The sequence below is a fragment of the Methylomonas sp. Uni0011 genome (genome assembly GCF_056850255.1).
Genome location: NZ_JBVVNO010000003.1, coordinates 272,999 through 297,107, shown reverse-complemented (window position 1 = coordinate 297,107; position 24,109 = coordinate 272,999). Strand labels below are relative to the sequence as shown.

Below are 24,109 nucleotides of genomic sequence, written 5' to 3'. Positions count from 1 at the left end.
AGCCTCCACCGAGTTTTGCTGGTTGGCAAGGTTTCCTTTTAAAAATACCCTTCCCGCTTCTTCTGTTCCATAGACCCGGCCTGATCGTGGTCGATCAAGCGACCCTGACGCTCGGACGTGGTGGTCAGCAACATTTCCTGAATGATCTCCGGCAACGTCGTTGCGGTCGATTCGACGGCGCCGGTCAGTGGGTAACAGCCCAGGGTGCGGAAGCGCACCATTTTCATTTCAACTTTGTCTTCGGGGCCGATCGGCATGCGGTCGTCGTCGACCATGATCAGCATGCCATCCTTATTGACCACCGGGCGCTCCTTGGCGAAGTACAGCGGGACGATTGGGATGTTTTCCAGATGGATGTATTGCCAGATATCCAATTCAGTCCAGTTGGATAGCGGGAATACCCGAATCGATTCGCCCTTGTCGATCTTGCCGTTGTAGATGTTCCAAAGCTCCGGGCGCTGGTTTTTTGGGTCCCAGCGGTGGTTCTTGTCGCGAAACGAGTAAACCCGCTCCTTGGCGCGGGATTTTTCCTCGTCGCGGCGGGCACCGCCGAAAGCGGCGTCGAACTGGTATTTGTTCAAGGCCTGTTTCAGCGAGTCGGTTTTCATCACGTCGGTATGCTTCTTACTGCCATGGGTGAACGGGCCGATGCCTTGCGCGACGCCTTCCTGGTTGATGTGGACGATCAAATCCCAGCCCAGATCTTTGGCCATGTTGTTCCGAAACTCAATCATTTCCCGGAATTTCCAGGTGGTATCGACGTGCAACAACGGAAACGGCGGTTTGCCGGGAAAGAAGGCTTTGCGGGTCAGATGCAGCATGACCGCCGAGTCCTTGCCGATGGAATACAGCATGACGGGCTTTTCGAATTCCGCTGCCACTTCGCGGATGATGTGGATACTTTCGGCTTCGAGCTGTTTCAGGTGGGTCAGTTTATAATCGGTCATCAATTATCCGGGGCGCGCGGCCTGTTTGCATGCAAAGGTTAGTGCGCTATTTTAATGGCAAACCCCTATCGACGCCATCGGCAAAGCTTATGAGACAGTACCATGGCTTGGAAACTCTACGGGCAGCAATCTCCGGCCGGCCGACACTGGCAAAGTTGGCGGAATGCTTACTGGATGACCTGCGCGAATGCCGTTGCACGATATTCGGCAGCATTGGTGACGACGACCGCGTCGTGCTGGCCGAGCTGAGCTTGGAAGCCGATACGCTGCTTTACGAACACTTCGAACAACGCCTCGACTTGCAGGTGGCAGGGCCGATTTTGCGGGACGATTGCGTACCGCTGACCTTTCGTTTGGCCGGCGAGCGATTTGCGGTGACAGGCCGCTGTTCGGCTTTACCGCACGTCTGCGGCCGGGATTTGTATTTGAGCCGTTACAGCGGCCGGATTGGCGACATTGCCCGGCAACGTTTTCAAATTCCGCTGAAACAATTGCCGTAACAAATCAGTTCAAGCGTGACTTTTTGCCCAGCGCACGATGTCTTGGGCTGACATCGCCCCGGCCTGGCGGGCAATTTCGCGGCCGCCCTTGAACAACATCAGCGTCGGGATGCTGCGGATCTGGTAATGCGCGCTCAACTCGGCCTGGGCTTCGGTGTCGATTTTTCCCAGGCGCATCGTCGGTTCCAATAAGCCGGCCGCCTGGGCAAAGGCCGGCGCCATCATCCGGCAGGGTCCGCACCAAGCCGCCCAAAAATCCACCAGCAGCGGTATCTCGCTCGAACGCAGATGTTTATCGAAATTGGCGGCGGTCAATTCCAGCGGATGGCCGGTAAACAGCGCTTGATGGCATTGGCCGCATTTTGGCTGCTGAGCCAGCCGCGCGGCAGGCAGGCGGTTGATGGCCGCGCAATGCGGGCAGGCTAGGTGAATCGATTCGCTCATATTGGCCTCGGAATAGGGACGGGTAGCCTTCGCGGCGGCGAAGGGATTGCCGCTTAAACTTAGGGCGGTGCTGCTAAAAACAAGAGGCCGATCGAAATTATCGCCACAAACCGCCGATTCGCCAGCGCGGCGCCCGCCGTGCCGGAATTACGCGGTAACCCAGTAACGGTGCATAGTCCAGCCAGTGACTCGGCGCCGCCGGCACCAAAGCCTGTAGCCGACGAATCCGTTCTTCGGTCGGCGGATGGGTGCGCAGCCAGGACGGTTCCGGATTGCCCCAACCGGGAAACAACACGGCCAGCCAGCCCTTGCTGGCTTGTTCGATATGGGCCAGCGCTTGCGCCAAACCCAGCGGGTCGCCGGTCAGCATGGCCGCATTCAAATCGGCGTCGTATTCGCGAGTACGGGACAAGCCCAGTTGCGCCAGCAGAGCCAAGTGCGGCGAAAACAACAATAGCAGTATCGCCGGCCAGTTAAACTCGAATACGACATCGGCAAACAGCATGGCCGGAATACTTAGCAGTAGAAACAATTGCCCTAAACTCGCAAACACCGCAGTGATGCGGCTAACCGCATCAGCCAGACTCATCACCCGCAAATCGTTGTTGGCAATATGCGAGATTTCGTGGGCCAACACACCCGCCAGTTCTCGGGTCGATAGGCGCTGCAACAGGCTGTCGCTCAGCGCAATCGCCGATTGCTCCCGGCTACCCACCGCAAACGCATTGATCACCGGGCTGGGAAAGAAGTAAGGCGTCGGCACGCTGGGCAGTTCGGCACGTTCGGCCAGCGTTTCCAGCATTTGCCAAAGTACCGGGGCTTCTTGCGGATAAATCGGCCGGGCCCGATAGAAACTCAAGGTCAGACGCCAAGCGGTGCTGGGTGTAATCAACAAACCGAAGCCGGCCGCCGCCAGGGCCATCCAGATACCGTCGTCGCCGAATAACAAACTGCCGGCCAGCGCGCAAATACCCAACAACGCGGCAACCAATAAAACGGTTTGCAGCCGATTCAGCCAGCGATGGCTGCGGCGAATAGCATGATTCATGGCTACTCCAAGCCGGCGCGGCGGAGACGGCGCCGCAGGTCGTCGATTTCTTCCTGCATGTCGGCGACCAGCGCGGCCAGTTCCGGTATCGCCTCGAACTGGCGCTCGATGTTAGCGATACGCTTTACCCGCAGCAGCGTGGCACTGGAGAAACGCCACTCTTCGCCGTGTCGGCTTGGCGTCAGCAAGCCCTCCGCAACGTGGTGGCTGATCCATTCGTGATCCACCGCGGCCAACGCGGCAAGTTGCCGTAACGTCAGGCCGTGCTCTTCAAGAATGGCGTCTATGGCGATAGCGGTCAACGATCCAGACATGGCTCAGCTCCCGTGTGCGGCGCGCGGATCGAAAGCCAATTCGCGCGCCATGGTTTGGTAAAGTTCTCTGGCTTTGGCGGTGTTGGCCGGCGGCAGAACCACGTGTATATCCAGCAGCAAATCGCCGGGCGTCGCGCTGGGGATACCCTTGCCGCGCACCCTCAATTGCTGGCCGCTCTGAGTACCCTCCGGAATCCGCACTTTCAACCCGGTCTCGAACAAATTGACCGGCAACACCGCGCCGAGTGCCGCTTCCCATGGCGTCACCGCCAAAGTCATATGCAGATTGTTACCATCGACGCGCAGTTGCGGATTCGGATTGAAATGGACTTCCAGCAACAGGTCGCCGGACTTGCCGTGGCCCACGCCCGGCGAGCCCTGACCGGCCAGGCGAATGATCTGGCCTTCGTAGACGCCCCTGGGGATTTTGACATTCAAGGTGCGGGTGTTCAGTGTAACGTGGCCGCCGGCATCCATCGCCGGCACCCGCAAACTGATCTGACGAGTGGCGCCCCGGAAAGCATCCTCAATGTCGAGCAACACTTTGGCATGATGATCCTCGCCCTGGGCCTGAAAACTACCGGCGTGAGCTTCGAACGGACCGCCGCGGCCGCGCGCGCCCATGCGGCCGAACAACTGGCTGAAAAAATCGCCGAAATCGGCCGTATCGCCGCTGGAAAACTCGAAGCCGGCGTCCCAGTTCGGCGGCGGATGAAACTCCTGGCCGGACCGGTAACCGCGGCCGAGTTGATCGTAGGCCGCGCGTTTCTCGGTGTCGGACAAGACGGCATATGCCTCGTTGACTTCCTTCATCCGCGCTTCGGCATCCGGCTCTTTGGAAATGTCCGGATGGTATTTACGGGCCAATTTACGATAGGCCTTTTTGATATCGGCCAAAGCCGCATCGCGGCCGACGCCCAAAATCTGGTAATAATCTTTGTATTGCACGCCACGCCTCCAGTGACTGAAGCCGCCAAACTCAGCTAGGCAGGGTTCTTATAACCGATAGCGAACGGGTGGACAATCGGCAAATGCGGACCACCCTCCTCCGGGCCCGATCATCGAGAAATGAAATGTCGGCCATTCGAGTAAAAATCAAGAGCCTGGCTTGAAGCGCAAACGGCTTGAACCAATCGGATCAGCACCCATCTTACGCAGCAATTCTTTTATCGATTTGATAGAATGAAGGTTCCGGGGGTGACATGGCTTCGACGTGGGTAGCAAAACCTCAGGTGCATGCCGAGCACAGTACAGCTCGTAAAACCTACTGAAAACAAGTATTCGCAAACGACGAAAACTACTCAGTGGCCTTAGCAGCTTAAAACCTGCACCACTTCTCTGACCAGATGTACTTATGCGTCTGGAGTCCTTTCGGGGACGCTCAGGGATCATATTACATAAGATCGCGCCAGGGCTTAGTTCGGAGCCTGAAGCGCTAAATCCAATCGAAATCGCTGTTGATCCTCTTGGCCCGACGGGTAGTCAACAGTTAAATTAAAAGCGCGGGATAAGCATGTAGAGCTTGTGGCGGAGTGCTTGCGGACGGGGGTTCAATTCCCCCCACCTCCACCAATTTACCATCCAATGTAGTTCAGTAACATCCACGAAGCCCGCTAAATGCGGGCTTTTTCGTTTATATTTAATCCAACGACGCCCGAAAAAATGCCCCCACATCCAAGTGTTTTTGGGTGCATATCCGGGGGCAGACGATTATGCTCACCGATCCCAAATGCAAAAATGCCAAGCCCAAAGAGAAGGCTTACAAATTGGCCGATGAAAAAGGCTGTGTCTGGAAGTGATGCCTAACGGCGCTAAATACTGGCGCTATGAAATACCGCTTCGGGCGCAAAGAAAAACGACTGGCCTTTGGTGTTTATCCTGAAATCGGCTTAGGGAAAGCTCGCACCAAGCGGGATGATGCCCGTAAATTGCTGTCTGATGGGGTTGATCCTGGCGAAACCCGCAAGTCCATGAAAGCGGCTCAAATTGCCGACGCCGAAACCTTTGAAGTCGTGGCGCGTGAATGGGTACTTGCGTCTGATCTACAAGTATCGCGCGCCTGGTTCTGAAAGTTGGGAGCCGCTGGATTATCCGGTTCGACTGCAAACCACGCCCTGCCATTATGGCGGTGTGCGTTATTGGTTCACTTGCCCGGCTGTGGGCTGTGGCCGCCGGGTAGCGATACTTTTCTTAGGCGGAAAATACTTCGCTTGCCGGCATTGTTATTAATTGAAATACGCCAGTCAAAAAGAATCGAAAGGCGACCGAGGTTATCTTGGCGCCGGAAAAATTCGGCAGAAACTTGGCTGGATGCCTGGGATAGCCAATCCGAGCAGAGGAAAGCCCAAAGGCATGCATTGGCGCACCTACAACCGACTCGTACTCAAGCATATTCGCTATTGTGATCACGTTAACCAAAGCCTTATCTTGGGGTTCAAATCGATAAGAACACGCTTCGATGCCATCGAAGAATTGTTGGGCCGATAGCTTAAACCGTGTGTGGATAAAGAATTGCAAAAGGGATACTGAGGGCGAGTATATTTACCTTCAGGCAACAATTGCAGGCCGCCAACTGCATTCGCGTTTAAAATCGCCGGTTGGAATACCAACCATAACCGAGCAATGACTGCCAACGCCTTACAAAACATCAGCAAAATCGAAGCCAGCCTGTGGGAAGCCGCCGACCAGTTGCGCGCCAACTCCAAATTAACCTCCAGCGAATACTGCATGCCGGTGCTGGGCGTGATTTTCTTGCGCCACGCCAGCAACCGCTACCGAGCCGCGCTACAGCAAATTCAGGATGACCAGGCGACCGGCAAAATGCCGAATCGGCCGTTGCGGCAGGAAGATTTCGTGAAACGCCGGGCCTTGATGCTGCCGGCAACCGCGCAATACGATTACCTCTTGCAACTGCCGTCCGGCGCCAAGCTCAGCCAAGCCTTGACCGAAGCCATGCAGGCCATCGAAGCCGACTTTGAACCGCTAGCCGGTCAATTGCCCAAGGATTACCACATCTTCGACGACACGCTGCTGGAAGACCTGCTGCGCATCTTCGACAGCGAAGCCTTGCGCACCGCCTCCGGCGACGTGTTCGGGCGGATTTACGAATATTTTCTGATGAAATTCGCCATCCAGGGAGCGCAGGACAATGGCGAGTTTTTCACCCCGCCATCGCAAGTGCAACTGATCGTCAACGTCATCGAACCCGACCACGGCGTGGTGCTGGATTTGGCGTGCGGCTCCGGCGGCATGTTCGTGCAATCCAGCCATTTCATCGAACACGAAGGCTACGAGACCATGAAACGGGTGACGTTTTACGGTCAGGAAAAAACCGCCACCACCATCCGCCTGGCCAAAATGAATCTGGCCGTGCATGGCCTGGAAGGCCATATTGTCGAAGCCAACTCGTTTTATGACGACGTGCATAGTCTGGCCGACGGCCGGCCGCTGTGGGGTAATTGCGATTTCGTGATGGCCAATCCGCCGTTCAACGTCGATAAGGTCGATGCCGAGCGCATCAAGGGCGATTGCCGTCTGCCGTTTGGCTTGCCCGGCACCACCAAGGGCAAAACCGGTCCAACCAAAGCCGACGGCGAGAAAACCAAAAACAAGGAAACCGTCTCCAACGGCAATTACTTGTGGATTTCCTACTTTCACAGCTACCTCAACGCCAAGGGGCGCGCCGGTTTCGTCATGTCGTCGCAAGCCAGCAGCGCCGGCCATGCCGAAGCGGAAATCCGCCGCAAACTGGTCGAAACCGGCGACGTCGACGTGATGGTCGCCATCCGCTCCAACTTCTTTTACACCCGCACCGTACCCTGCGAACTGTGGTTTTTCGATAAAGGAAAGCCTGTCGAACGCCAAGACACCGTGTTGATGCTGGATGCCCGCAACGTCTACCGCAAAGTCACCCGCAAGATTTACGACTTCAGTCCGGAACAACTTGCCAACCTGACCGCCATCGTCTGGCTGTATCGCGGCGAAAATCAACGTTTCATCGACTTGGTGTTCAACCACCTCAATGCCGCCCTGATCGCGGCCTATACCTGCTTTCGGGCTAACGACGGCGAAACCGCCAGCGAACCGCTGGCGGCATTTTCCGCCGCCTACCGGGATTTGCGCCAACGCATGCAGCCGTTTCTCGACACCCTGCCGGATAACGTGGACGTTGCTCACCGCGAAGCCCTGGCCGATTATCGCGACCCGACCAACGATCCGGCGGAACGGATAGCCGGCTTCGAACGCGCCATCGCCGACGCGCAACACCACGCCGATTGCATCGCGGCCGATATGCCGGGGGCCACCGACTTTCACGACCGCAGCCTGAAAGCGTTGGCCGAACAAAGCCGCCGTCTGATCCACGCCATCGAACACGCCTGCAAAATCGCCGGCCGCACGCTGGACTTATGCGAAAAGGAACTGGCGGCAAAAGAGCACGAAAACTGGAACAGCCGCGACATCGCCAAAGCCCGCAAACAACTGGATGCCGCCCGCCACGAAGCCGTCGAACGCCTCAAGCAAGTGCGCTATTTCCAGCGCCATGCCACCTGGCTGATCGAGCGTTTCCCGCAAGCTGAATTCGTCGCCGTGCCGGGCTTATGCAAAGCCATCAGCCGCGCCGACATCGCCGCCGCCGACTGGAGTTTGACGCCAGGCCGTTATGTCGGCGTCGCGCCGCAGGAAGTCGATGAGGATTTCGACTTCGAACAGGCGATGCGAGATATTCATTTGGAATTGGCGGATTTAAATAAGGAAGCTTTTGATCTAGCAACTAAAATTCAATTTAACTTTGATGATTTAGTTGCATGAGCTGGCCTAATCGAAAACTTGTGGAAATATGCAGTTTCAAGACAGGGAAGCTAGATTCAAATGCTGCAGTGGCGCACGGGGAGTTTCCATTTTTTACGTGCGCACAAGAAACCTATCGGATCGACAAAGCAGCATTTGATACTGAAGCGGTGTTACTTGGTGGAAATAATGCGGCTGGAATTTTTCCTCTTAAATATTATAAGGGGTTATTCAATGCTTATCAGAGAACCTATGTTATTGAGTCTCTTGATAAAAATGTACTTTCTACTCGATTTCTATATTTTTCTCTTATAGAGGCCCTAGCCCATTTTCAATCAATTTCTATTGGTGCAGCAACTCAATATTTAACAAAGCCTATTTTAGATAATTTTTCTATACCCTTACCAGCGATTGGCATCCAACAAAAAATTGTTAATGTTTTGTCAGCTTACGACGACCTAATCGAAAACAACCGCCGCCGCATGGCGCTGCTGGAAGAGTCGGCGCGGCTGTTGTACCGCGAATGGTTCGTCCGCCTGCGCTTTCCCGGCCACGAGCATACCCGCATTGTTGATGGCCTGCCGGTTGGGTGGCATGCACATGTTTTGGGCGACCTCTGCGTAGAAATTCGGGAACAGGTCATGCCCGATTCTGTGGAACCAGATACCCCCTATATCGGCTTGGAACACATGCCGCGCCGATCCATTACTCTCAACGACTGGGGGTTCGCAACTGATGTTTCCAGCAGTAAACATCGATTCCGCGAGGGGGAAATTTTGTTCGGTAAAATTCGCCCGTATTTCCATAAAGTCGGTTTTGCGCTGATAGATGGCATCGTTTCTTCTGACGCTATCGTGATTCGAGCAAACCAAGAAAATGCCAGACCATTGCTTTTGATGACTGTATCAAGCGATGAATTCGTGGCAACCACAGCCCAGGAAATGAAGGAAGGCTCAAAGATGCCAAGAGCAGACTGGAAGCAAATGCAACAATTTCCCGTCGCTGTCCCATCAGAAGGCATTCTTAGCAGTTTTAATGAAGTCATAGTTCCAATTCTGGATCAATTGAAGGCATTGAGCTTTGCCAACCAAAAACTCCGCACCGCCCGCGACCTGTTATTACCCCGCCTGATGAGCGGGGAATTAGAGGTATGATCACTGCCGTGAACAAGAGAGAGTTTTCAATGACAGACGCCAGTTTGACAGCTACGCCGCACCGCTTTTGGCTCCAGCAAATAACATTAAGCAATTACCGCTGCTTCTCGCATCTGCAAATTGATTTGGATGAACGATTGACGGTTTTGATTGCCCGAAACGGTGCAGGTAAAACCACGGTACTGGATGCCATCGCCACTGCTTTCGGCACCTATGTAGGCGGTTTTTATACCGGTAAAGGCAAAGGCATTGATCAGGCTGACGTGCGTTTGCGTTTAACGCGTTATGAAATAAGGGAAATGGAACCTCAATACCCCTCTGCAATCCTGGCGGAGGGCTATGTCGATGGCGAGTTTATAGCGTGGGCGCGCCATCGCAATACGCCGAAATCAGATACCACTCGAAAAGAGGCCAAACTGCTCACCGCAATTGCCAATCGGATGCAACAAGCCGTCACCAATAAGCAATCGGTTGTATTACCACTCATTGCCTATTATGGGACGGGGCGTCTGTGGAACCAGAAGAAGAAAACCGAGAAAAAGGTTTTTGAAAGCGAATTTTACTCACGTACTTCGGGTTATCAGGATTGCCTGGACCCCGCATCGAGTTATAAGTTTTTTGTCGATTGGTTTCGCTACGCAGCCCGTGCCGATTCCGATATACGTAATCAGCAGCGAGAACGTCTCGGCAGTCATTATGAACACATAGACACGGTTTACTCACCGTTAATTTTCGCGATTCGTCAGGCGGTGGACACCTGTCTTCGTGTTAGTGGCTGGCAGAACTTACGCTACAGTTTTAGTCACGACGCCGTGGTCATGGAGCATCCCAAATACGGCGTTTTAGAGGTCGATCAGCTTTCGGACGGGGTGCGCAATATGATCGGTCTGGTAGCGGACATTGCCTATCGGATGGTACGCCTTAATGCGGATTTCGGTCGTGAAGCCGCCCTTAAGACGCCCGGTCTGGTTTTGATCGATGAAGTGGATATGCATCTCCACCCGGAATGGCAACAGGCGGTATTGCAGTACTTGACTACAGCTTTTCCAGAAGTCCAGTTTGTTGTCACAACGCATAGTCCGCAAGTCATTTCGACCGTCCGGCGGGAGCATGTCAGGTTGCTGGAGGAAAATCTTGAAGGCGAGGATGTCGCGGCTATTCCGTTGGCCGATACTTATGGACGCAGTAATTCCGATGTATTGCAAGCCGTCATGGCGGTTTCACCTGAACCGGAGTTACCGGAAAGCGAGAAACTCCGACATTATCTCGCCATCGTTGAACAAGGCGATTGGCGATCAGATGATGCCGCCATGTTGCGTCGAGATTTGGAAGAAGCACTGGGCCGAGATTACCCATCGCTGGTGCGGGCGGAAATGATCATACGACGCAGGCAGGTCTTGGAACAATGAGGGGGATTAGCAAACAGACCGTCGATCGTTGGTTACGTCGTCGACATTCTAATCCACCACTGACATCTAAGGCCGCAACAAAGGCTTGGGAAAGTTTTCGACGTAAGGATAAGACTCGCGATATTTGTCTGTTCGAACAATTTGGTTTGTGTGCATACAGTGAAACCGTCTTGGATCAAAACGACCTTGGAATGCACTTAGATCATGTCGAACCTAAATCGAAAAATCCAGGCCGTACATTCGATCATGGCAATTTGGTGCTGTCAGCCATTGACGATGCCAAAGTGCGCAATCTTGGCCGGCAGGATGTATTTGGTGGTCATTTCCGTCTTAATCGTTACTCCAACACGGGCTTTGTTCATCCGTTGAGACCTGATTCCCGTCGGTTTTTTCATTACGCTTCGGATGGGACCGTGTCGCCTTCGTTAGGCTTATCAAGCAGCGAAGCCAGAAAAGCGCGTTACAGCATCGCAATCCTCAATCTGAACGCCCCGCTTTTGGTCAATCGCCGACGTCATTGGCTAGAGGAATTGGAGCGAGAAATCGACAACCTACTTGATTCACGCGATGCATTGGAACGATTCGCCGATATGGAATTATGTCCGACCAACGGTAAATTGCGGGCATTCCATAGTGCTGCTAGAGAACGTTTCGGCAGTTTGGGAACGCAGGCGATACAAAGCAACTGCGCTGAGTGTCTATGAGTCTGTTCATTTGGCTCAAAATGAATCGAATCAAACGAAAATGAGCCATACAGTGAGCCAAATCCATATCAAACAATTAAATAAGCTGCTGTTTTTAAGCAAAATTTTGCTGAAGCATGTCCGTGATAATGAGCCAAATGTAAACTAAACCGTGAGCTAAAGGACGATGGCCTATACCGACATTAATAGCGAAGACCGCCTGGTGCAACAAACCTTTGCGGATTATCTGGAAACTGCGTTGGGTTGGGATAGCGTTTATGCCTGGAATCAGGAAACGTTTGGACCAAATGGTACATTGGGACGCAGTAACGAAAAAGAGGTGGTGCTGGCGCGCGATTTACGCGCCGCGTTAGAACGACTGAACCCGGAGTTGCCGCCCCTGGCCATCGAAGACGCCATCGGCCAACTGACCCAAACCGATTTTTCCCGCCCGCTGATTCAGCACAATCGCCACTTTTACAAGTTGATTCGCGACGGCGTACCGGTCAGCTTTCGCGACCAGCGCGGCCAGTTGCAACATCGGCATGCGCAAGTCATCGATTTCAAACAGCCGCACGGTCCCAACAATCGCTTTTTAGTGGTGCGTGAGCTGAAAATTACCGGCTTGCGGTCGCCGCATTACAACCGCCGCGCGGATTTGGTGTGCTTTGTCAATGGCCTGCCGCTGGTGTTTTTTGAGTTGAAGGCGGTGTACAAAAACATCCGCGCCGGTTTTGACGGCAATTTACGCGATTACCTGAACGAGAGCGTGATTGCCCACGCCTTTCACCATAATGCGTTTTTGGTGGTCAGCAACGGCGACAAGGCGCGCTACGGCTCGATTACCAGCGAGTGGGAACATTTCGCCGAATGGAAACGACTGGAGGAAGGCGACGTGGGCAAAGTGGATGGCGAGCGCTTGTTGCAGGGCATGCTGGCCAAAGACCGTTTGCTGGATTTGGTCGAAAACTTTGTGCTGTTCGACGCCAGCAAACCCGGCGCGGTGCGTAAGGTGGTGGCGCGTAATCATCAGGTGTTGGGCGTGAACTTGGCGGTGGCATCCGCCGCCCGGCAAGAGGCGTTGAAGCTGGAATTTCCGCCCGAGAAGCGTTTGCAGCATCGCGTGGTCGAATTGCCGGTTCGCGGCAAAACCAAGCCAGCGGCGTTGGAGCATAAGCCGGAATTGAAGGCGGCTGAAGGCATGGCCTTGGCCTATCAGAATCATAAAACCCAGTCGCTGAATATCATCGAGCGCGCGCATCCGGATTTGGGCAAGCTGGGCGTGGTATGGCATACCCAGGGCAGCGGCAAGTCGTATTCGATGGCGTTTTTTGCCGAAAAGGTGCGGCGCACGATTCCGGGCAATTTTACCTTTGTACTGATGACCGACCGCAACGATCTGGATAGCCAGATTTACCGCACCTTCGTTGGCTGTGGCATTGTCGATGACAACACGCCGCGAGCGACATCCGGCAAGGATTTACAAACCTTGCTGAAACAGAACCATCGCTATGTGTTTAGTCTAATCCACAAATTCAATCAGGATGTCGACCCGAACAAGCCGTATAGCGAACGTGACGACATCATCGTGATTTCCGACGAGGCGCATCGCACCCAAGCAGGCAAACTGGCGCGCAATATGCGGTTGGCGTTGCCGAATGCGGCGTTTATCGGCTTTACCGGTACGCCGTTATTCAACTATGACGAATTGACCAAACGCATTTTTGGCGGCTATGTGTCGCGCTACGACTTCAAGCGCAGCGAAGAGGACGGAGCGACGGTCAAGCTGGTTTACGAAAATCGCGGCGAAAAGCTGAAACTGACCAAACTGGATTTGAACGACAAGATTGCCGAGGCCATCGAAAAGGCCGAACTCAACCCGGATCAGGAAGCGCTATTGGAAAAACTGTTGGGCAAGGATTACGAGGTGATTACCGCCGATGATCGTTTGCTTAAAGTGGCGACCGATTTTGTCGAACATTGCACGGCTCGCTGGGAATCTGGCAAAACCCTACTGGTGTGCATCGATAAAATCACCTGTGCGCGGATGTTCCAGTTTATCGAGCCCTTGTGGCAGGCCAAGGCCGAGGCAGTTCGCAGCGAGGCGGACGCCAAGCAAGTGTTGATCGAACAAACCCAGGATACCGAAACCCGGCAGCAGTTGTATGCGCAACGGGATAGACTGCTGGCCAAAGCCGACTGGATCGAATCGACCATTATCGAGATCATCATCAGTGAAGCGCAAAATGAAGTGACCGACTTCGAGAAATGGGGCTTCGACATCAAACCGCACCGGGCGCGCATGAAGCAAGGCTTTGAAACGCCCGACGGCAAGCGGGTGGATGTGGAGAGCGCCTTCAAAGACCCGAAACATCCGTTTCGCGTCGCCATTGTCTGCAATATGTGGCTGACCGGTTTTGACGTGGAATGTTTGTCGTCGTTGTATATCGATAAGCCGATGAAGGCGCATTCGTTGATGCAGGCCATTGCCCGCGCCAATCGTTGTTATCCCGGCAAGGATTTTGGCTTGATCGTGGATTACAACGGCATGCTGAAAGCCCTGCGCGAAGCCTTGGCGCAATATGCCTTGGGCGATGCCGGAAATGGCGAAGAAGACGTCGTCGCGCCAATCGAGCAGCAGGTTGCAGCTTTGCTGGAAGCGATTGAGGTAACCGAACTGTTTTTGCGCAATTTGGGCTTCGAACCGAATGCCTTGATTGGCGCCAAGGGCTTTGACCGCATTCAAGCGCTGCGCGATGCCGTGGATTGTATTTATGCCGGCTCAAAAGCGCCGGAATCGGTTATGTCACCCGACGAATGCCGCCGCCGCTTCGAAATTCTGGCGCGGGTGGTGTTCAGCCGATTCAAAGCGTTGTTGATGGAGCCTTCGGTATTTGCCTATGCCGAACGGCATGACAACCTTGAAGCAATTTACAAGAAATTGTCAGAAAAGCGCGATACCGCTGACGTCAGCAAGTTATTGAAAGAGTTGTATCGGATTGTCAATGCAGCCATTCAGGCCGATGCCGGCGGCGATGATCACGTCGAAGCCAAACAGTATGACTTGAGCAATATCGACCTGGAAAAACTGCGCGACGAGTTCGCCCAGAAGGTCAAACGCAAAGCCACGGCGCTCCAGGATATCTTCGACATCCTGGAAAAGAAGCTGGCCCAAATGCTGGCGAACAACCCGATGCGCATGGACTATTACAAGAAATATCAGCAAATCATCGCCGACTATAACCGCGACAAAGACCGCATCACGATCGAGGAAACCTTTGCCCAGGTGATGGACTTGATCAACGGTCTGGATGCCGAACAGCAGCGAACGGTGGCAGAAGGCTTGACCGAAGAACAGCTGGCGGTTTTCGATTTGATCCGGCGCGGCGATTTGACGCCGAAAGATCGGGAAACGGTCAAACAGGCCAGCAAGGACTTATTGGATGAAATCCTGCGCCTGATCAAACCACTGGAACATTGGACCGAAAAGCAGCAGACGCAGGCCGAGGTCAAATCCTTCATCGTAGACCACGTCTATCAACACCTGCCCGAACCGCCCTATACCGCCGACGATAAAGAACACGTCGCCGAAGAGATTTTTCAGCATGTTTGGCAGCAGAGTGTCAGGGGCTGGAATGCGTTATGAGAAAAACACTGTATAACTGCGACAAGAATTTAGGTGTTTTTTACCCAGGTGAATAATTAAATTGGGGGCATATTTGGGGGGGACATGTTATTTTTTATAAAGATATTTTTTATTTTAAAATCAATCTATAAAATGATTTATTAGGTAGTCCCCACCCAAATACCAATGCCGTTAAGTTAAGCCTCACCGCCGCGCCGCGCAAGCTGCCCCCCAAACACGACAAGAAATCCAAGGACCTGGAAACCGCCATCGCCACAGACGATGCCATCACCGCGCACAACATCGAATACTTTGGCGAACCGGCGTACGAATACACGCTGGCACAGGCGCAGGAGGACGGCTATCTTGCCGCCTGCGAAATCATCAAGCGCAAGGCCGACATCGATGCCCGCGTGTTTACCCGCGAGGAAATCATCAGCTCCGGCGCGCAACATCAAAACCGGTAAACCGCTCACCGAAGCAGACTTAACCAAAGCCGAATACATCGGCAAGGACTTCGACGACGAACTCTTCATCAATCTGCGCACGCCCAAAATGTGTGAAGACCTGTTCCAACTACTGTGCGACAACGGCGGGCCTGAGCAAAAGGTCATCATCTTCTGCACCCGCGACCTGCACGCCGACCGCGTAGCCATGCAGATGAACAACCTCTACGCCCGTTGGTGCCAAGCCAACGGCAAACCGCGCAAGGACGACTGCGCCTTCAAGTGCACGGCGGCGGGCGGCGCTGACAAGATCGAGATCATGCGCGGCGATGGCTACGCTCAGGCCGTAACAACGCCGATGAACGACTCGGAATAACCCAGCCGTTCGTTTATCGACATCCGCATCAAGCGGCTTTTTTCCGATAGCCGGCCGCGCCCAATCCGAGTGCGCCGCTCAGGAACATCCAGACCGCGGCAGGCAGCGGGACTACCGTGGTTTGAAAACTGAAGGTGCCGATGCGGGCGTTGGCGGCTCTAGCGACTTCGGCGCCCAGATGATCGAAGCCCCAGCCATACCCCAAACTGCCGTTCAAGGTCAGAACATTGCCGGTTAACTGCGTTGTCACGTCGAACAATTCGAAAGCGACGGCGGAAAAACCGACTTGGTTATAGATCACCCACGCCGAACTTTCCGGCGTTTTTTGCTGCTCCGCCGGGTTATATGCCAGGATCATATCGGCCATTAAGACTCTGTTGGTCGGTGGATCGACATCGACTCGATAACGCATCCCGCCGGCCAAGCCGATGTTTCCGGTCGCGGTGGCGGCGATGTTATTGGGATCGAAGCTAAAAGTCGTCGGGCTGTTGTGCCGATTGGTCGGATTGGGTGCGACGCTTGCGCCGTTGACGGTGAACTCAAGACCGATTGCGGAGATTTCGTTCGCCGCATAGTTCGTGAGATCGACCGGCGTGTTGGAGTCGCGCAACTGGGCAAATGTTTTCGAAGCCGCCGAAGCGTCGAAATACTCTTCTACATAAATCGACGGCGCCGGCGTGTTATCCAAGTCGATTCCGGCAGCGAACGCGTTCCGGTCCAGGTTGAGGATCAACGAACCGCCGGACACGGTGGCGGCGTGCGCGGATGTCGCGAGCAGCGATGCGGCGATCACGACAACGTTTAAAGATTTCATTTTGTTTCCTTGTTTTAGAGGTGATTTCAATACCGGCCCTAACTGAAAATCCCAGGCGCATCGCGCCATTGCTGGCGGAAGCGTTCAACGCTCGGCGCTACATCCGACGCCGGGTTTGAACCGGTGTAACTGGCGGCTGGGATAAATTGGATCGGCACCGCCGATATTGCCGGGCAGATCGACGACGGTGCCGGCTGGCGGCTTAGGCGGACAATCTGATTTTTCCGCGCGCTGAACCCAATAGCCCCAACAATCCGCTGCCGAATAGCCAAACGGCCGCCGGTACCGGCACTGCCGATGGCGCCAGACTGAAAGTGCCCAGCTTGACCGACTGGCTACCATTCAACAGCAAGTTCCAGGAAAAGGATTGAGCCGTGAAATACACGTCGCCGCTCAGCGATAACTCGCCGTTGGCGTTAACCGATTCCGAGGCATTGACCAAACGGAACAGCGCCGGTTGGCCAAAGCCGCTGCTGTAGGTATAGATGTCCCATTGACCGGCGGTTTTTTTCAAAAAGAAATCGGCGGGATTGAGATAGGTGCCGCCAGCCGCCGGCTCCATCCGGAAAGCACCGCTCAAGCCGATTTGCCCGGCCGCGGTGTTGCCGGCGTCCATCGTCGTGGCTTGTTGCTTGCGAGCGGCCCCGTAGTTGATGGTCGAAGTATTGCTATTAACCGCCAACGACACGCTGAAGGTTCCGGTCTGGCTCAGCGCGACACCTCCGGTTGTATCCAGAGTGATCGGCGTGGCGTTATGGTTTTTATCCCAAAAGTTAGCGATATACCAACCTTCGGCACCTGGTACAGCCGAAGTAAAGGCGGAATTGTCGATTGTTAAATTCGCCACGCCGCTAACAAGAGCCGCGTTGGCATCGGTTGTTGTCAACAGTCCGCCGAATAGACCGATTGCCAGAACGCCGGCCGAGGCCAATTTGTGGCTATGTTTTTTAAATAGATACATGGTTTTTCCTTGTAGATTTATCGATGGTTAAGTTATGCGGCGGGTTCCAAGTTTGTAAATCGACGCGGCCGACGCCGTGTCTATCGGCAAACCTTGCCCGCCGGTAACCCGGCCGTCTTGTTCCAAGACCCGTGGCTTTCCGGCTCCGCCTCGCGGCGGGTGTGGCGTTGCGCCGCAATCCTTGCGGCATCGCTGCTTCCGCGAACGATTACTTCCTGAGCTTCCAGCAATTCCTCCCAATAACTCGAGCTCCCGACGATCTCCTCACAAAACGCAGGCGGAGTTGCGGCGTAGCGACGCTGCAACGGAAAGGCCGCGAAGGCAGATTAAAGTCGGGTTTTCGAATCAATTAGCGACGAGCAAACACTAGGCCAAATCTGATTCGCCTTGAATAACAAGGCTTGGCACGGCGAATCCGGCGCCGGCCCTCGAAAACTAAGTTATCTCACGCAATCGCCGCGTGAAATCCCGCGTCGCCGCCGGAATTGACGCGATTCCGGGTGCTACTCTTCCACCCATCTGAAGCGCAGCGCAGCGCTGGTCAGAAACAGCAGCGTCATTGCCGCCAGCGTCAATAACGCCGGTGCAATTTCGCGCAAACCGGCGCCGTCTATCATCACGGCCCGCGCGGCTTGCAGCATGTGGGTCAGCGGGAAAATCAGCGTCAGGTTCTGCAACAGCGCCGGCGCGCCTTCCAGCGAAAACCAGACCCCGGACAGCAAAATCATCGGCAAGGTCAGCAGGTTCAGGATGCCCAAGGCCAACTCTTCGCTACTGGTCCTGCTCGCCATCAACAAGCCGAGGCTGATTAGGGTTACCGAACCGAGTACCGCAATCAGCACCAACAGCGCAAAAGCGCCCTGGACTAAAAAATCGAACAAGGCGTGCATCGCCACAAATTGCAGCACAATCGCCAGCATCAACATCGCCAACCGGCTGGCGACTTGCGCCGACAGGAATTCGAAGGCGTTGACCGGCGAGGCTTTCAAGCGTTTAAGCACGCCGTTTTTACGGTATCTGACGATGGTGAAACCGACGCCGAACAGACTGCTGTGCATGATGTTGATGGCTAGAATGCCAGGCAAAACCCAGTCGAGGTAGCGCACCTGCCGCCCGGAAACCACTTGCTTTTTCCAGGTCGTAGTTTGATCGCCGGCCAATAGGATTTTTTCCAACAGGTAGCCTTGCGCGGCACTGTCGTTGATCCAGTAACCGTCTTCCGAGCCACCCCGGACCACCATGTCCAACTGGTGGTGCTGCAGTTTGGCTAGCGCCTTATCCAGCTCGGGGTAGTCTATAAATTGCAAATATTGGGTGGTCTTGAATGCGGCGATCGGCGAGCTGGCTTCGCCGACCACGCCCACTTTGAACAGCGCGGTATCCTTGTCGTCGAATATCGCCGCGATGCCGACGATCAACACCACCGGAAACACGAAATTCCAGACCCAGGTGGCTTTGTCGCGGATCAATTCGGTATTGCGGGCTGTTAGCAATGCCAAAAAATGCTTCATCTCAACTTCTCAATGAGTGGCCGGTTAATTTAAGAAACAGGTTTTCCAGATTCGGCGTGGCGACCGTCAAGCCTGCCAACGGCACATTCAGCCGAGTCAGTTGGGCGATCGCCGCTTCCACGTTGGCGGTAACAAACTCCACCGTTTCGTCGCCGCCACTCACCGCGAACGGCAAGCCTGGAAGCTCCGCCAACCCGCTGGCCCGCGGCAGGCGGATCAGCACGCCGTCGAAATATTCCTGCAATAGGTTCTCCGGCGTGTCCTGGACGATGATCCGACCTTGATCCATGATCGCGATTTCGTCGCAAAGCTGCTCGGCTTCCTCCATGTAATGCGTGGTCAGGACGATGGTCTTGCCGCGCTGTTTGATGTACCGAATCAAGCTCCAGAAGTTGTGGCGCGATTGCGGGTCCAGACCGGTGGTGGGTTCGTCCAGAAACAAAATGTCCGGATCGTTGATCAAGGCGATGCCCAGCAACAAGCGTTGCCGCTGGCCGCCGGACAGCTTGCGGGAATCGCGGTTGAGATAATCTTGCAGAGCACAGGCTTCGACGATGTCTTCCAGCGGCAGACTACGCGGGTAAAGCTTCTGAAACAGTTGCAAGCATTCCTTCACCGTCAAGGTTTCCGGCAGTGCGGTATGTTGAAACTGAATCCCGATGTGCTGGCTGTAGCGTCTATCGATCGGTTTGCCGCGAAACAGGATGTCGCCTTTGCTCGGTTTGAGTATGCCCTCCAGCATTTCCAGCGTAGAGGTTTTGCCGGCGCCGTTCGGTCCCAGCAAGCCGAAGCACGTCCCGGCTTGCAGCTCGAAACTGACGCCGGCGACCGCCGCCACTTCGCCATAGTGTTTCTCCAAGCCTCTGACGCTCAGCAGACTGCTAGTCTGGTCCGGCTCGGCCGGCGGCGGCGCGGCGAGCATTGACGACTGAGCCGCCGCTTCGGGATTCAGCTCTCGCAACCACGCCGCGCAATACGGCTGCTTGACCACCGAGAAGTGTTCGCCCTTGGCCTTGATCACATTGACGGCTTGAAAATAATCGTTCCACTCGTTGGCCGCCAACCAGCCTTTACTGCCTTCCGCGATCACCAGCGTCACCCGATACGGCAACTTGGCGGTGTAACGGTAACGGGCGGTAATCGACGCCTCGGTCACTTGCCAGATTTTCCGAAAATGCCCGGCGTCCAGATTCGGAATGATGTCCGCCAATAATGACGCAAAGCAGTCTTTCCACTCCGCGTAGGGCTTGGTTTTTAAAATTTCGGCGATCGCGCCGCGATAGGGCTCGGGCGAAATTCCGGCGTTCGTCAGCATGAAGTTGCAGAATGCCTTGACCGAGGCCTTGTCCACGCTGCTTTGCCGCAGCAACAAACCGCTATCGATCAACACCACTTCGCCGATTTCGTAGGCCGAGTCTTGCAACTGGCGCAGCATTTCGTAGACCACGGTGCCGCCGTAACTGTGCGCGTACAAATTGATCCGGCCTTGCGGCCAGACGCGTTCGATCTGGGCGATATTGTGCGCGGCCATGTCCTCGACCGTTGTCGCCGGCGGCTCGTCGCTATAGCCTTTCATTTGCAAGCCGTAAACCGGCCCTTCCCGCTTCAGGCACTCCGCCAGTTCGAAATAGCCGTCGCTCAAGCCGGGCATGCCCGGCACGATAAACGTCGGAATCCCCGAGCGCAGATTGAGCAAATACGCTGAATTGGTCAGTTTTTCCAGCGGGCGCTCTAGGTAATCGGTCAAGGCTTTTATCGTCGGATATTTGAAAATATCGGCAAGATTCAGCGAGCTGTCGGGGAGAATGGCATTAATCCGGCTGATCAGTTGCACGGTCAGCAAGGAGTGGCCGCCCAATTCAAAAAAATTGTCGTTCACGCCGACCCGCTCGACGTTCAACAGCGCCCGCCAAATTTCGGCCAGTTGTTGCTCCAGTTGGCCGCGCGGCGGGCTGAAATCCCCGCGCCCCGCCAGCCAACTCTCGGCTTGCTGTGCCAGTGCCTTACGGTCGATTTTGCCGCCCGGCGTCATCGGCAGGGTATCAAGTGCCAGCACCGCCAGCGGCACCATGTAGTCGGGCAAGGTTTGGCGCAGAAAAGCCTTCAAGACTTCTTGCTCGGGCGGTTGGCCGGCGTGGGTATAAAACGCCAACAATTGTTTGTTGCCTTGGCGTTCGCTGACGATGACGACGGCCAAGCGAACCGCCGGATGCTCGGCCAACGCGCTTTCGACCTCGCCCAATTCCACCCGAAAGCCGCGAATCTTGACCTGATGGTCGCGGCGGCCGATAAAGGCCAGGTTGCCGTCGTCCAGCCAGCGCACCAGATCGCCGGTTTTATACAGTTTGCCGGCCCCGAACGGGTTGGCGATGAATTTCTCGGCGGTCAATTCGGGCTGATTCAGATAGCCGCGAGCGACGCCGGCACCGGCGATGTGCAGTTCGCCCGGCACGCCGATCGGCACCGGTTTGAGTGCGCTGTCCAGCACGTAGACTTGGGTGTTGGCCAGCGGCTTGCCGAGCGGTATCGCTTGGTCGGGATCGTGGGCCGGGTCTATCGGGTGCAGCAGCGAAATGACGGTGGTTTCGGTCGGGCCGTAGGTGTTGATCACCGCGATGTTCGGGTTGCGTTGCCGCCAGGCCCGATACTTTTGCGCTTCGGCTTTTTCGCCGCCGATCACCACCCGGCTCAGCGCGGTGTCGCTGAAGTCTTGCTCCACCAGGGTATGCCAGTAGGCGGTGGGCAGGTTGATCAGACTGACTCGGTGGCGTTGCAGCAGGCTTTTTAAGTAAGCCACATCGGTGAAACGCTCGCCGTCCATCATCACCACCGCGCCGCCGCTGAGCAGCGTCGGAAACACTTCCTCGACGAAGATGTCGAAGCTGATCGTGGAAAACTGCAACACCCGGTCGCGCTCACCGAGACGGTAGGCGGCTATCGCGGCCAGATTGTGGTTGACCACGTTGCGGTGTTCGACCATCACCCCTTTGGGCTGACCGGTGGAACCGGAGGTATAGATCACATAGGCCAGATGCTCGGGAGCCGCGCTGGGACGCGGTTGCCCGGTGCTTTGGGCGATCAACGGCCAGTCGCTATCCAGCGCCACGGTCTGAATCGCCGGACCGGTGCGGATCTCACGCAAGCCTTCGACCAGGCCGGCTTCGGTCAACAGCAGTCGGACGCCGCTGTCCGACAGCAAGGCTTTGCTACGTTCGGCGTGGGTATTGGCGTCCAGCGGCAGATAGGCGCCGCCGGCCTTGAGGATGCCCAGTAAGCCGACCAGCATCAACGGCGAGCGGCGCAGACACACCGCCACGAGGGTATCGGCCTGGACGCCTAGCTGTTGCAGATAGACGGCCAGCCGGTCGCTTTGCTCATGCAGTTCCCGGTAGCTGAGCGACCTATCCTCGCCGATCACCGCCACTTGCTCGGGGGTTTTCAAGGCTTGGCGGATGAATAGGTCGTGGAGGCAGGCATCCGGGACCGGCTTACCGGCCGTCCGGCTCCAGTCGTCCAGTATCTTGCGCTGCTCGTCCGCGTCCAGCAGCTCCAGTTCCGCAAGCATTCCGTGCGGCGACTCGACCAGGTAGCGCATGATGCTGGTCAGATGCTCCGCCATCCGCTGCACCGTCTGCGGCCGATACAGATCGGCGGCGTATTCGATCCCGATCAGCGCATGCTCGTCTTCGAATTCGTTATAGGTGAAGGTCAACTCGAACTTCGCTTCATTGATCTCGAAATCGAACAAGGGCTCCAGGCGGCAATTGCCGAACGGTAAGCCGCTGAGCCGAAGCGGGGTGTAATTGATCAGGACTTGAAACAAGGGGCTGCGGCTTAAATCGCGCTCCGGTTGCAGCAAATCGAAAATCTTCTCGATCGGCACCTGCTGGTTTTCCTGGCCTTCGACAATCACGGTGTGAACCTGCTCGAGCAAGGCGTTCACCGTCAAACCGGTTTGTTCCAGCGGGTTAATCCGCATCACCACGGTATTGACGAAAAAACCGACCACAGCTTCGATTTCGCGCTGATTGCGGTTGGCCACCGGCATGCCCAAGCAAATGTCGTGTTGGCCGCTGTATTTTTTTAACAGCAGATAGACCGCGGCCATAAACAAGGTGAACGGAGTGGTTTTGCGCGTTCTGGCCGCTTGTTTAACCAATTTGCCCTGCTCCGAACTCAACTCGAACTGGAGGTAAGCGCCGCGCCCGCTGGCGCTGGCCGGACGCGCAAAATCCAACGGCATCACAAGATTCTGGTAACCGGATAACTGGCGTTGCCAGTAAGCCAGTTCGCGCGTCAGTTTGGCATCCGTGTGGGTTTCCCGCTCCCAACCGGCATACTGGGCGTAATCGACCGGCAAGGTCGGCAACGCGGGCGGTTTACCTTCGACAAACGCGGCGTAGGCTGCCGCCAGATCGTTCAATAACACCCGCATCGACCAGCCGTCGGTCACGATGTGATGTAAGCACAAGGCCAGGATGTGGGTTTCCGCGGCCAGGCGCAGCAGCATCGCCCTGAATAGTGCGGAAGTCTCCAGATTGAATGGCTGCTCGATAAAGCTTTGCAGCCGCTGTTTTTGTTCGCGACGTTGCAGTTCGCCGCTAAACCGGCTGAGATCGTGTTGCTCGATGGCGACTGCCGCCGCCGGCCGGATTCGTTGCAACGGCGTGTTGTCCAGCACCGAAAAATTGGTGCGCAAGGCTTCGTGCCGGGCGTAAATAAAATCCAGCGCCTTGGCCAACGCGCCGATATCCAGCGGCCCTTCGATCTTGCCCAAACCCGGCACATGGTATTGGCCGCCGAAACCCAGCCGGTCCAGAAACCACAAGCGCTCCTGCGAAAACGATTGACAGGCGATCTTGTCGCCGGCCAGATAGCTGAGAACCCCGGCCTTCTCCGCCTTTAGCGCGGACTTCACCGCATCGGTCAGCACGCCGGCGCCGGCTTCGACGCACAAATCTCCGGCCGGCGACCCGGTCAAGCGCGCGCCGTTAGCGATCAACTCGCTCAACATGGACTTGCTGCCGCGAATTGGATGAATCCCAGGCTGCGATCAGAAACCGAATCGCACCACCGATGCCGTATGCCG

General features: G+C 55.6%; 18 protein-coding genes, 1 other RNA gene and 1 riboswitch. Of the genes, 9 read left to right on the top strand and 10 right to left on the bottom strand.

Annotated elements, in window-relative coordinates:
• Nucleotides 1-38: 38 nt before the first annotated feature.
• Nucleotides 39-947, bottom strand: coding sequence for a sulfate adenylyltransferase subunit CysD (gene cysD, locus AC0IM9_RS06580; protein WP_140913742.1), 909 nt, complete (start codon nucleotides 945-947; stop codon nucleotides 39-41).
• An 89-nt stretch (nucleotides 948-1,036) separates the two neighbouring features.
• Between cysD and AC0IM9_RS06575 the strand changes: the two genes are divergently transcribed.
• Nucleotides 1,037-1,447, top strand: coding sequence for a hypothetical protein (locus tag AC0IM9_RS06575; RefSeq protein ID WP_482803467.1), 411 nt, complete (start codon nucleotides 1,037-1,039; stop codon nucleotides 1,445-1,447).
• Between the two features lie 9 nt (nucleotides 1,448-1,456).
• Here the strand turns inward: AC0IM9_RS06575 and trxC are convergent, their stop codons facing one another.
• The 4 genes from trxC to AC0IM9_RS06555 form a co-directional block, all read right to left on the bottom strand.
• Complete coding sequence (gene trxC / locus AC0IM9_RS06570) at nucleotides 1,457-1,891, bottom strand: thioredoxin TrxC (protein ID WP_482803466.1); 435 nt, start codon at nucleotides 1,889-1,891, stop codon at nucleotides 1,457-1,459.
• Between the two features lie 97 nt (nucleotides 1,892-1,988).
• Entirely contained in the window at nucleotides 1,989-2,939 is a 951-nt protein-coding gene (locus AC0IM9_RS06565) for a zinc metalloprotease HtpX (RefSeq protein ID WP_482803465.1), read from the bottom strand.
• Nucleotides 2,940-2,941: 2 nt separating this feature from the next.
• Nucleotides 2,942-3,253 (bottom strand): chaperone modulator CbpM, encoded by a 312-nt coding sequence (locus tag AC0IM9_RS06560; protein ID WP_445372616.1) that lies wholly within the window; start codon nucleotides 3,251-3,253, stop codon nucleotides 2,942-2,944.
• A gap of 3 nt (nucleotides 3,254-3,256) precedes the next feature.
• On the bottom strand, nucleotides 3,257-4,201 hold the full coding sequence (locus AC0IM9_RS06555; RefSeq protein ID WP_482803464.1) for a DnaJ C-terminal domain-containing protein: 945 nt from the start codon (nucleotides 4,199-4,201) through the stop codon (nucleotides 3,257-3,259).
• 245 nt (nucleotides 4,202-4,446) lie between these two features.
• Here AC0IM9_RS06555 and ssrA point away from each other — a divergent pair.
• From ssrA to AC0IM9_RS06520, 7 genes are all read left to right on the top strand, one after another.
• Nucleotides 4,447-4,825: a transfer-messenger RNA gene (gene ssrA / locus AC0IM9_RS06550) on the top strand.
• Nucleotides 4,826-5,079: 254 nt separating this feature from the next.
• Nucleotides 5,080-5,322, top strand: a complete 243-nt coding sequence (locus AC0IM9_RS06545; protein WP_482803463.1) for an integrase arm-type DNA-binding domain-containing protein — start codon at nucleotides 5,080-5,082, stop codon at nucleotides 5,320-5,322.
• 553 nt (nucleotides 5,323-5,875) lie between these two features.
• Nucleotides 5,876-8,062 carry a type I restriction-modification system subunit M gene (locus AC0IM9_RS06540; protein WP_482803462.1) on the top strand — a complete coding sequence of 729 codons (2,187 nt, stop codon included), beginning with the start codon at nucleotides 5,876-5,878 and terminating at the stop codon, nucleotides 8,060-8,062.
• Nucleotides 8,059-9,195 carry a restriction endonuclease subunit S gene (locus tag AC0IM9_RS06535; RefSeq protein ID WP_482803461.1) on the top strand — a complete coding sequence of 379 codons (1,137 nt, stop codon included), beginning with the start codon at nucleotides 8,059-8,061 and terminating at the stop codon, nucleotides 9,193-9,195. Before AC0IM9_RS06540 ends, AC0IM9_RS06535 begins: the two co-directional genes overlap by 4 nt.
• Nucleotides 9,192-10,604, top strand: coding sequence for an AAA family ATPase (locus AC0IM9_RS06530; RefSeq protein WP_482803460.1), 1,413 nt, complete (start codon nucleotides 9,192-9,194; stop codon nucleotides 10,602-10,604). Before AC0IM9_RS06535 ends, AC0IM9_RS06530 begins: the two co-directional genes overlap by 4 nt.
• On the top strand, nucleotides 10,601-11,308 hold the full coding sequence (locus AC0IM9_RS06525) for a retron system putative HNH endonuclease (protein WP_482803459.1): 708 nt from the start codon (nucleotides 10,601-10,603) through the stop codon (nucleotides 11,306-11,308). The genes AC0IM9_RS06530 and AC0IM9_RS06525 overlap by 4 nt, the downstream gene beginning before the upstream one ends.
• 166 nt (nucleotides 11,309-11,474) lie before the next feature.
• The gene (locus AC0IM9_RS06520; protein WP_482803458.1) at nucleotides 11,475-14,933 is read left to right on the top strand and encodes a type I restriction endonuclease subunit R; all 3,459 of its coding nucleotides are present in this window, start codon (nucleotides 11,475-11,477) and stop codon (nucleotides 14,931-14,933) included.
• Between the two features lie 176 nt (nucleotides 14,934-15,109).
• Here AC0IM9_RS06520 and AC0IM9_RS06515 read toward each other — a convergent pair whose 3' ends face one another.
• Complete coding sequence (locus tag AC0IM9_RS06515) at nucleotides 15,110-15,448, bottom strand: hypothetical protein (protein ID WP_482803457.1); 339 nt, start codon at nucleotides 15,446-15,448, stop codon at nucleotides 15,110-15,112.
• Nucleotides 15,449-15,467: 19 nt separating this feature from the next.
• Here AC0IM9_RS06515 and AC0IM9_RS06510 point away from each other — a divergent pair, with 19 nt between their 5' ends.
• Entirely contained in the window at nucleotides 15,468-15,734 is a 267-nt protein-coding gene (locus AC0IM9_RS06510) for a hypothetical protein (RefSeq protein WP_482803456.1), read from the top strand.
• Between the two features lie 28 nt (nucleotides 15,735-15,762).
• On the opposite strand, the gene AC0IM9_RS06505 is transcribed toward AC0IM9_RS06510, so the two are convergent.
• The 4 genes from AC0IM9_RS06505 to AC0IM9_RS06490 form a co-directional block, all read right to left on the bottom strand.
• Nucleotides 15,763-16,548: a VPLPA-CTERM sorting domain-containing protein gene (locus tag AC0IM9_RS06505; RefSeq protein ID WP_482803455.1), complete on the bottom strand. Its 786-nt coding sequence runs from the start codon at nucleotides 16,546-16,548 to the stop codon at nucleotides 15,763-15,765.
• A 202-nt stretch (nucleotides 16,549-16,750) separates the two neighbouring features.
• On the bottom strand, nucleotides 16,751-17,509 hold the full coding sequence (locus tag AC0IM9_RS06500) for a hypothetical protein (protein ID WP_482803454.1): 759 nt from the start codon (nucleotides 17,507-17,509) through the stop codon (nucleotides 16,751-16,753).
• Nucleotides 17,510-17,608: 99 nt separating this feature from the next.
• Nucleotides 17,609-17,685: riboswitch (cyclic di-GMP riboswitch) on the bottom strand.
• A gap of 327 nt (nucleotides 17,686-18,012) precedes the next feature.
• Entirely contained in the window at nucleotides 18,013-19,020 is a 1,008-nt protein-coding gene (locus tag AC0IM9_RS06495) for an ABC transporter permease (protein ID WP_482803453.1), read from the bottom strand.
• Nucleotide 19,021: 1 nt separating this feature from the next.
• Nucleotides 19,022-24,034 (bottom strand): non-ribosomal peptide synthetase, encoded by a 5,013-nt coding sequence (locus tag AC0IM9_RS06490; RefSeq protein WP_482803452.1) that lies wholly within the window; start codon nucleotides 24,032-24,034, stop codon nucleotides 19,022-19,024.
• Nucleotides 24,035-24,109 lie beyond the last annotated feature (75 nt).

Bases quoted from the DNA above. Each gene is read 5' to 3' on its own strand.
- cysD (WP_140913742.1), bottom strand. From the start codon at position 947: ATGACCGATTATAAACTGACCCACCTGAAACAGCTCGAAGCCGAAAGT.
- AC0IM9_RS06575 (WP_482803467.1), top strand. From the start codon at position 1,037: ATGAGACAGTACCATGGCTTGGAAACTCTACGGGCAGCAATCTCCGGC.
- trxC (WP_482803466.1), bottom strand. From the start codon at position 1,891: ATGAGCGAATCGATTCACCTAGCCTGCCCGCATTGCGCGGCCATCAAC.
- AC0IM9_RS06565 (WP_482803465.1), bottom strand. From the start codon at position 2,939: ATGAATCATGCTATTCGCCGCAGCCATCGCTGGCTGAATCGGCTGCAA.
- AC0IM9_RS06560 (WP_445372616.1), bottom strand. From the start codon at position 3,253: ATGTCTGGATCGTTGACCGCTATCGCCATAGACGCCATTCTTGAAGAG.
- AC0IM9_RS06545 (WP_482803463.1), top strand. From the start codon at position 5,080: ATGAAATACCGCTTCGGGCGCAAAGAAAAACGACTGGCCTTTGGTGTT.
- AC0IM9_RS06540 (WP_482803462.1), top strand. From the start codon at position 5,876: ATGACTGCCAACGCCTTACAAAACATCAGCAAAATCGAAGCCAGCCTG.
- AC0IM9_RS06535 (WP_482803461.1), top strand. From the start codon at position 8,059: ATGAGCTGGCCTAATCGAAAACTTGTGGAAATATGCAGTTTCAAGACA.
- AC0IM9_RS06530 (WP_482803460.1), top strand. From the start codon at position 9,192: ATGATCACTGCCGTGAACAAGAGAGAGTTTTCAATGACAGACGCCAGT.
- AC0IM9_RS06525 (WP_482803459.1), top strand. From the start codon at position 10,601: ATGAGGGGGATTAGCAAACAGACCGTCGATCGTTGGTTACGTCGTCGA.
- AC0IM9_RS06520 (WP_482803458.1), top strand. From the start codon at position 11,475: ATGGCCTATACCGACATTAATAGCGAAGACCGCCTGGTGCAACAAACC.
- AC0IM9_RS06515 (WP_482803457.1), bottom strand. From the start codon at position 15,448: ATGAAGAGTTCGTCGTCGAAGTCCTTGCCGATGTATTCGGCTTTGGTT.
- AC0IM9_RS06510 (WP_482803456.1), top strand. From the start codon at position 15,468: ATGTGTGAAGACCTGTTCCAACTACTGTGCGACAACGGCGGGCCTGAG.
- AC0IM9_RS06505 (WP_482803455.1), bottom strand. From the start codon at position 16,548: ATGAAATCTTTAAACGTTGTCGTGATCGCCGCATCGCTGCTCGCGACA.
- AC0IM9_RS06500 (WP_482803454.1), bottom strand. From the start codon at position 17,509: ATGTATCTATTTAAAAAACATAGCCACAAATTGGCCTCGGCCGGCGTT.
- AC0IM9_RS06495 (WP_482803453.1), bottom strand. From the start codon at position 19,020: ATGAAGCATTTTTTGGCATTGCTAACAGCCCGCAATACCGAATTGATC.
- AC0IM9_RS06490 (WP_482803452.1), bottom strand. From the start codon at position 24,034: ATGTTGAGCGAGTTGATCGCTAACGGCGCGCGCTTGACCGGGTCGCCG.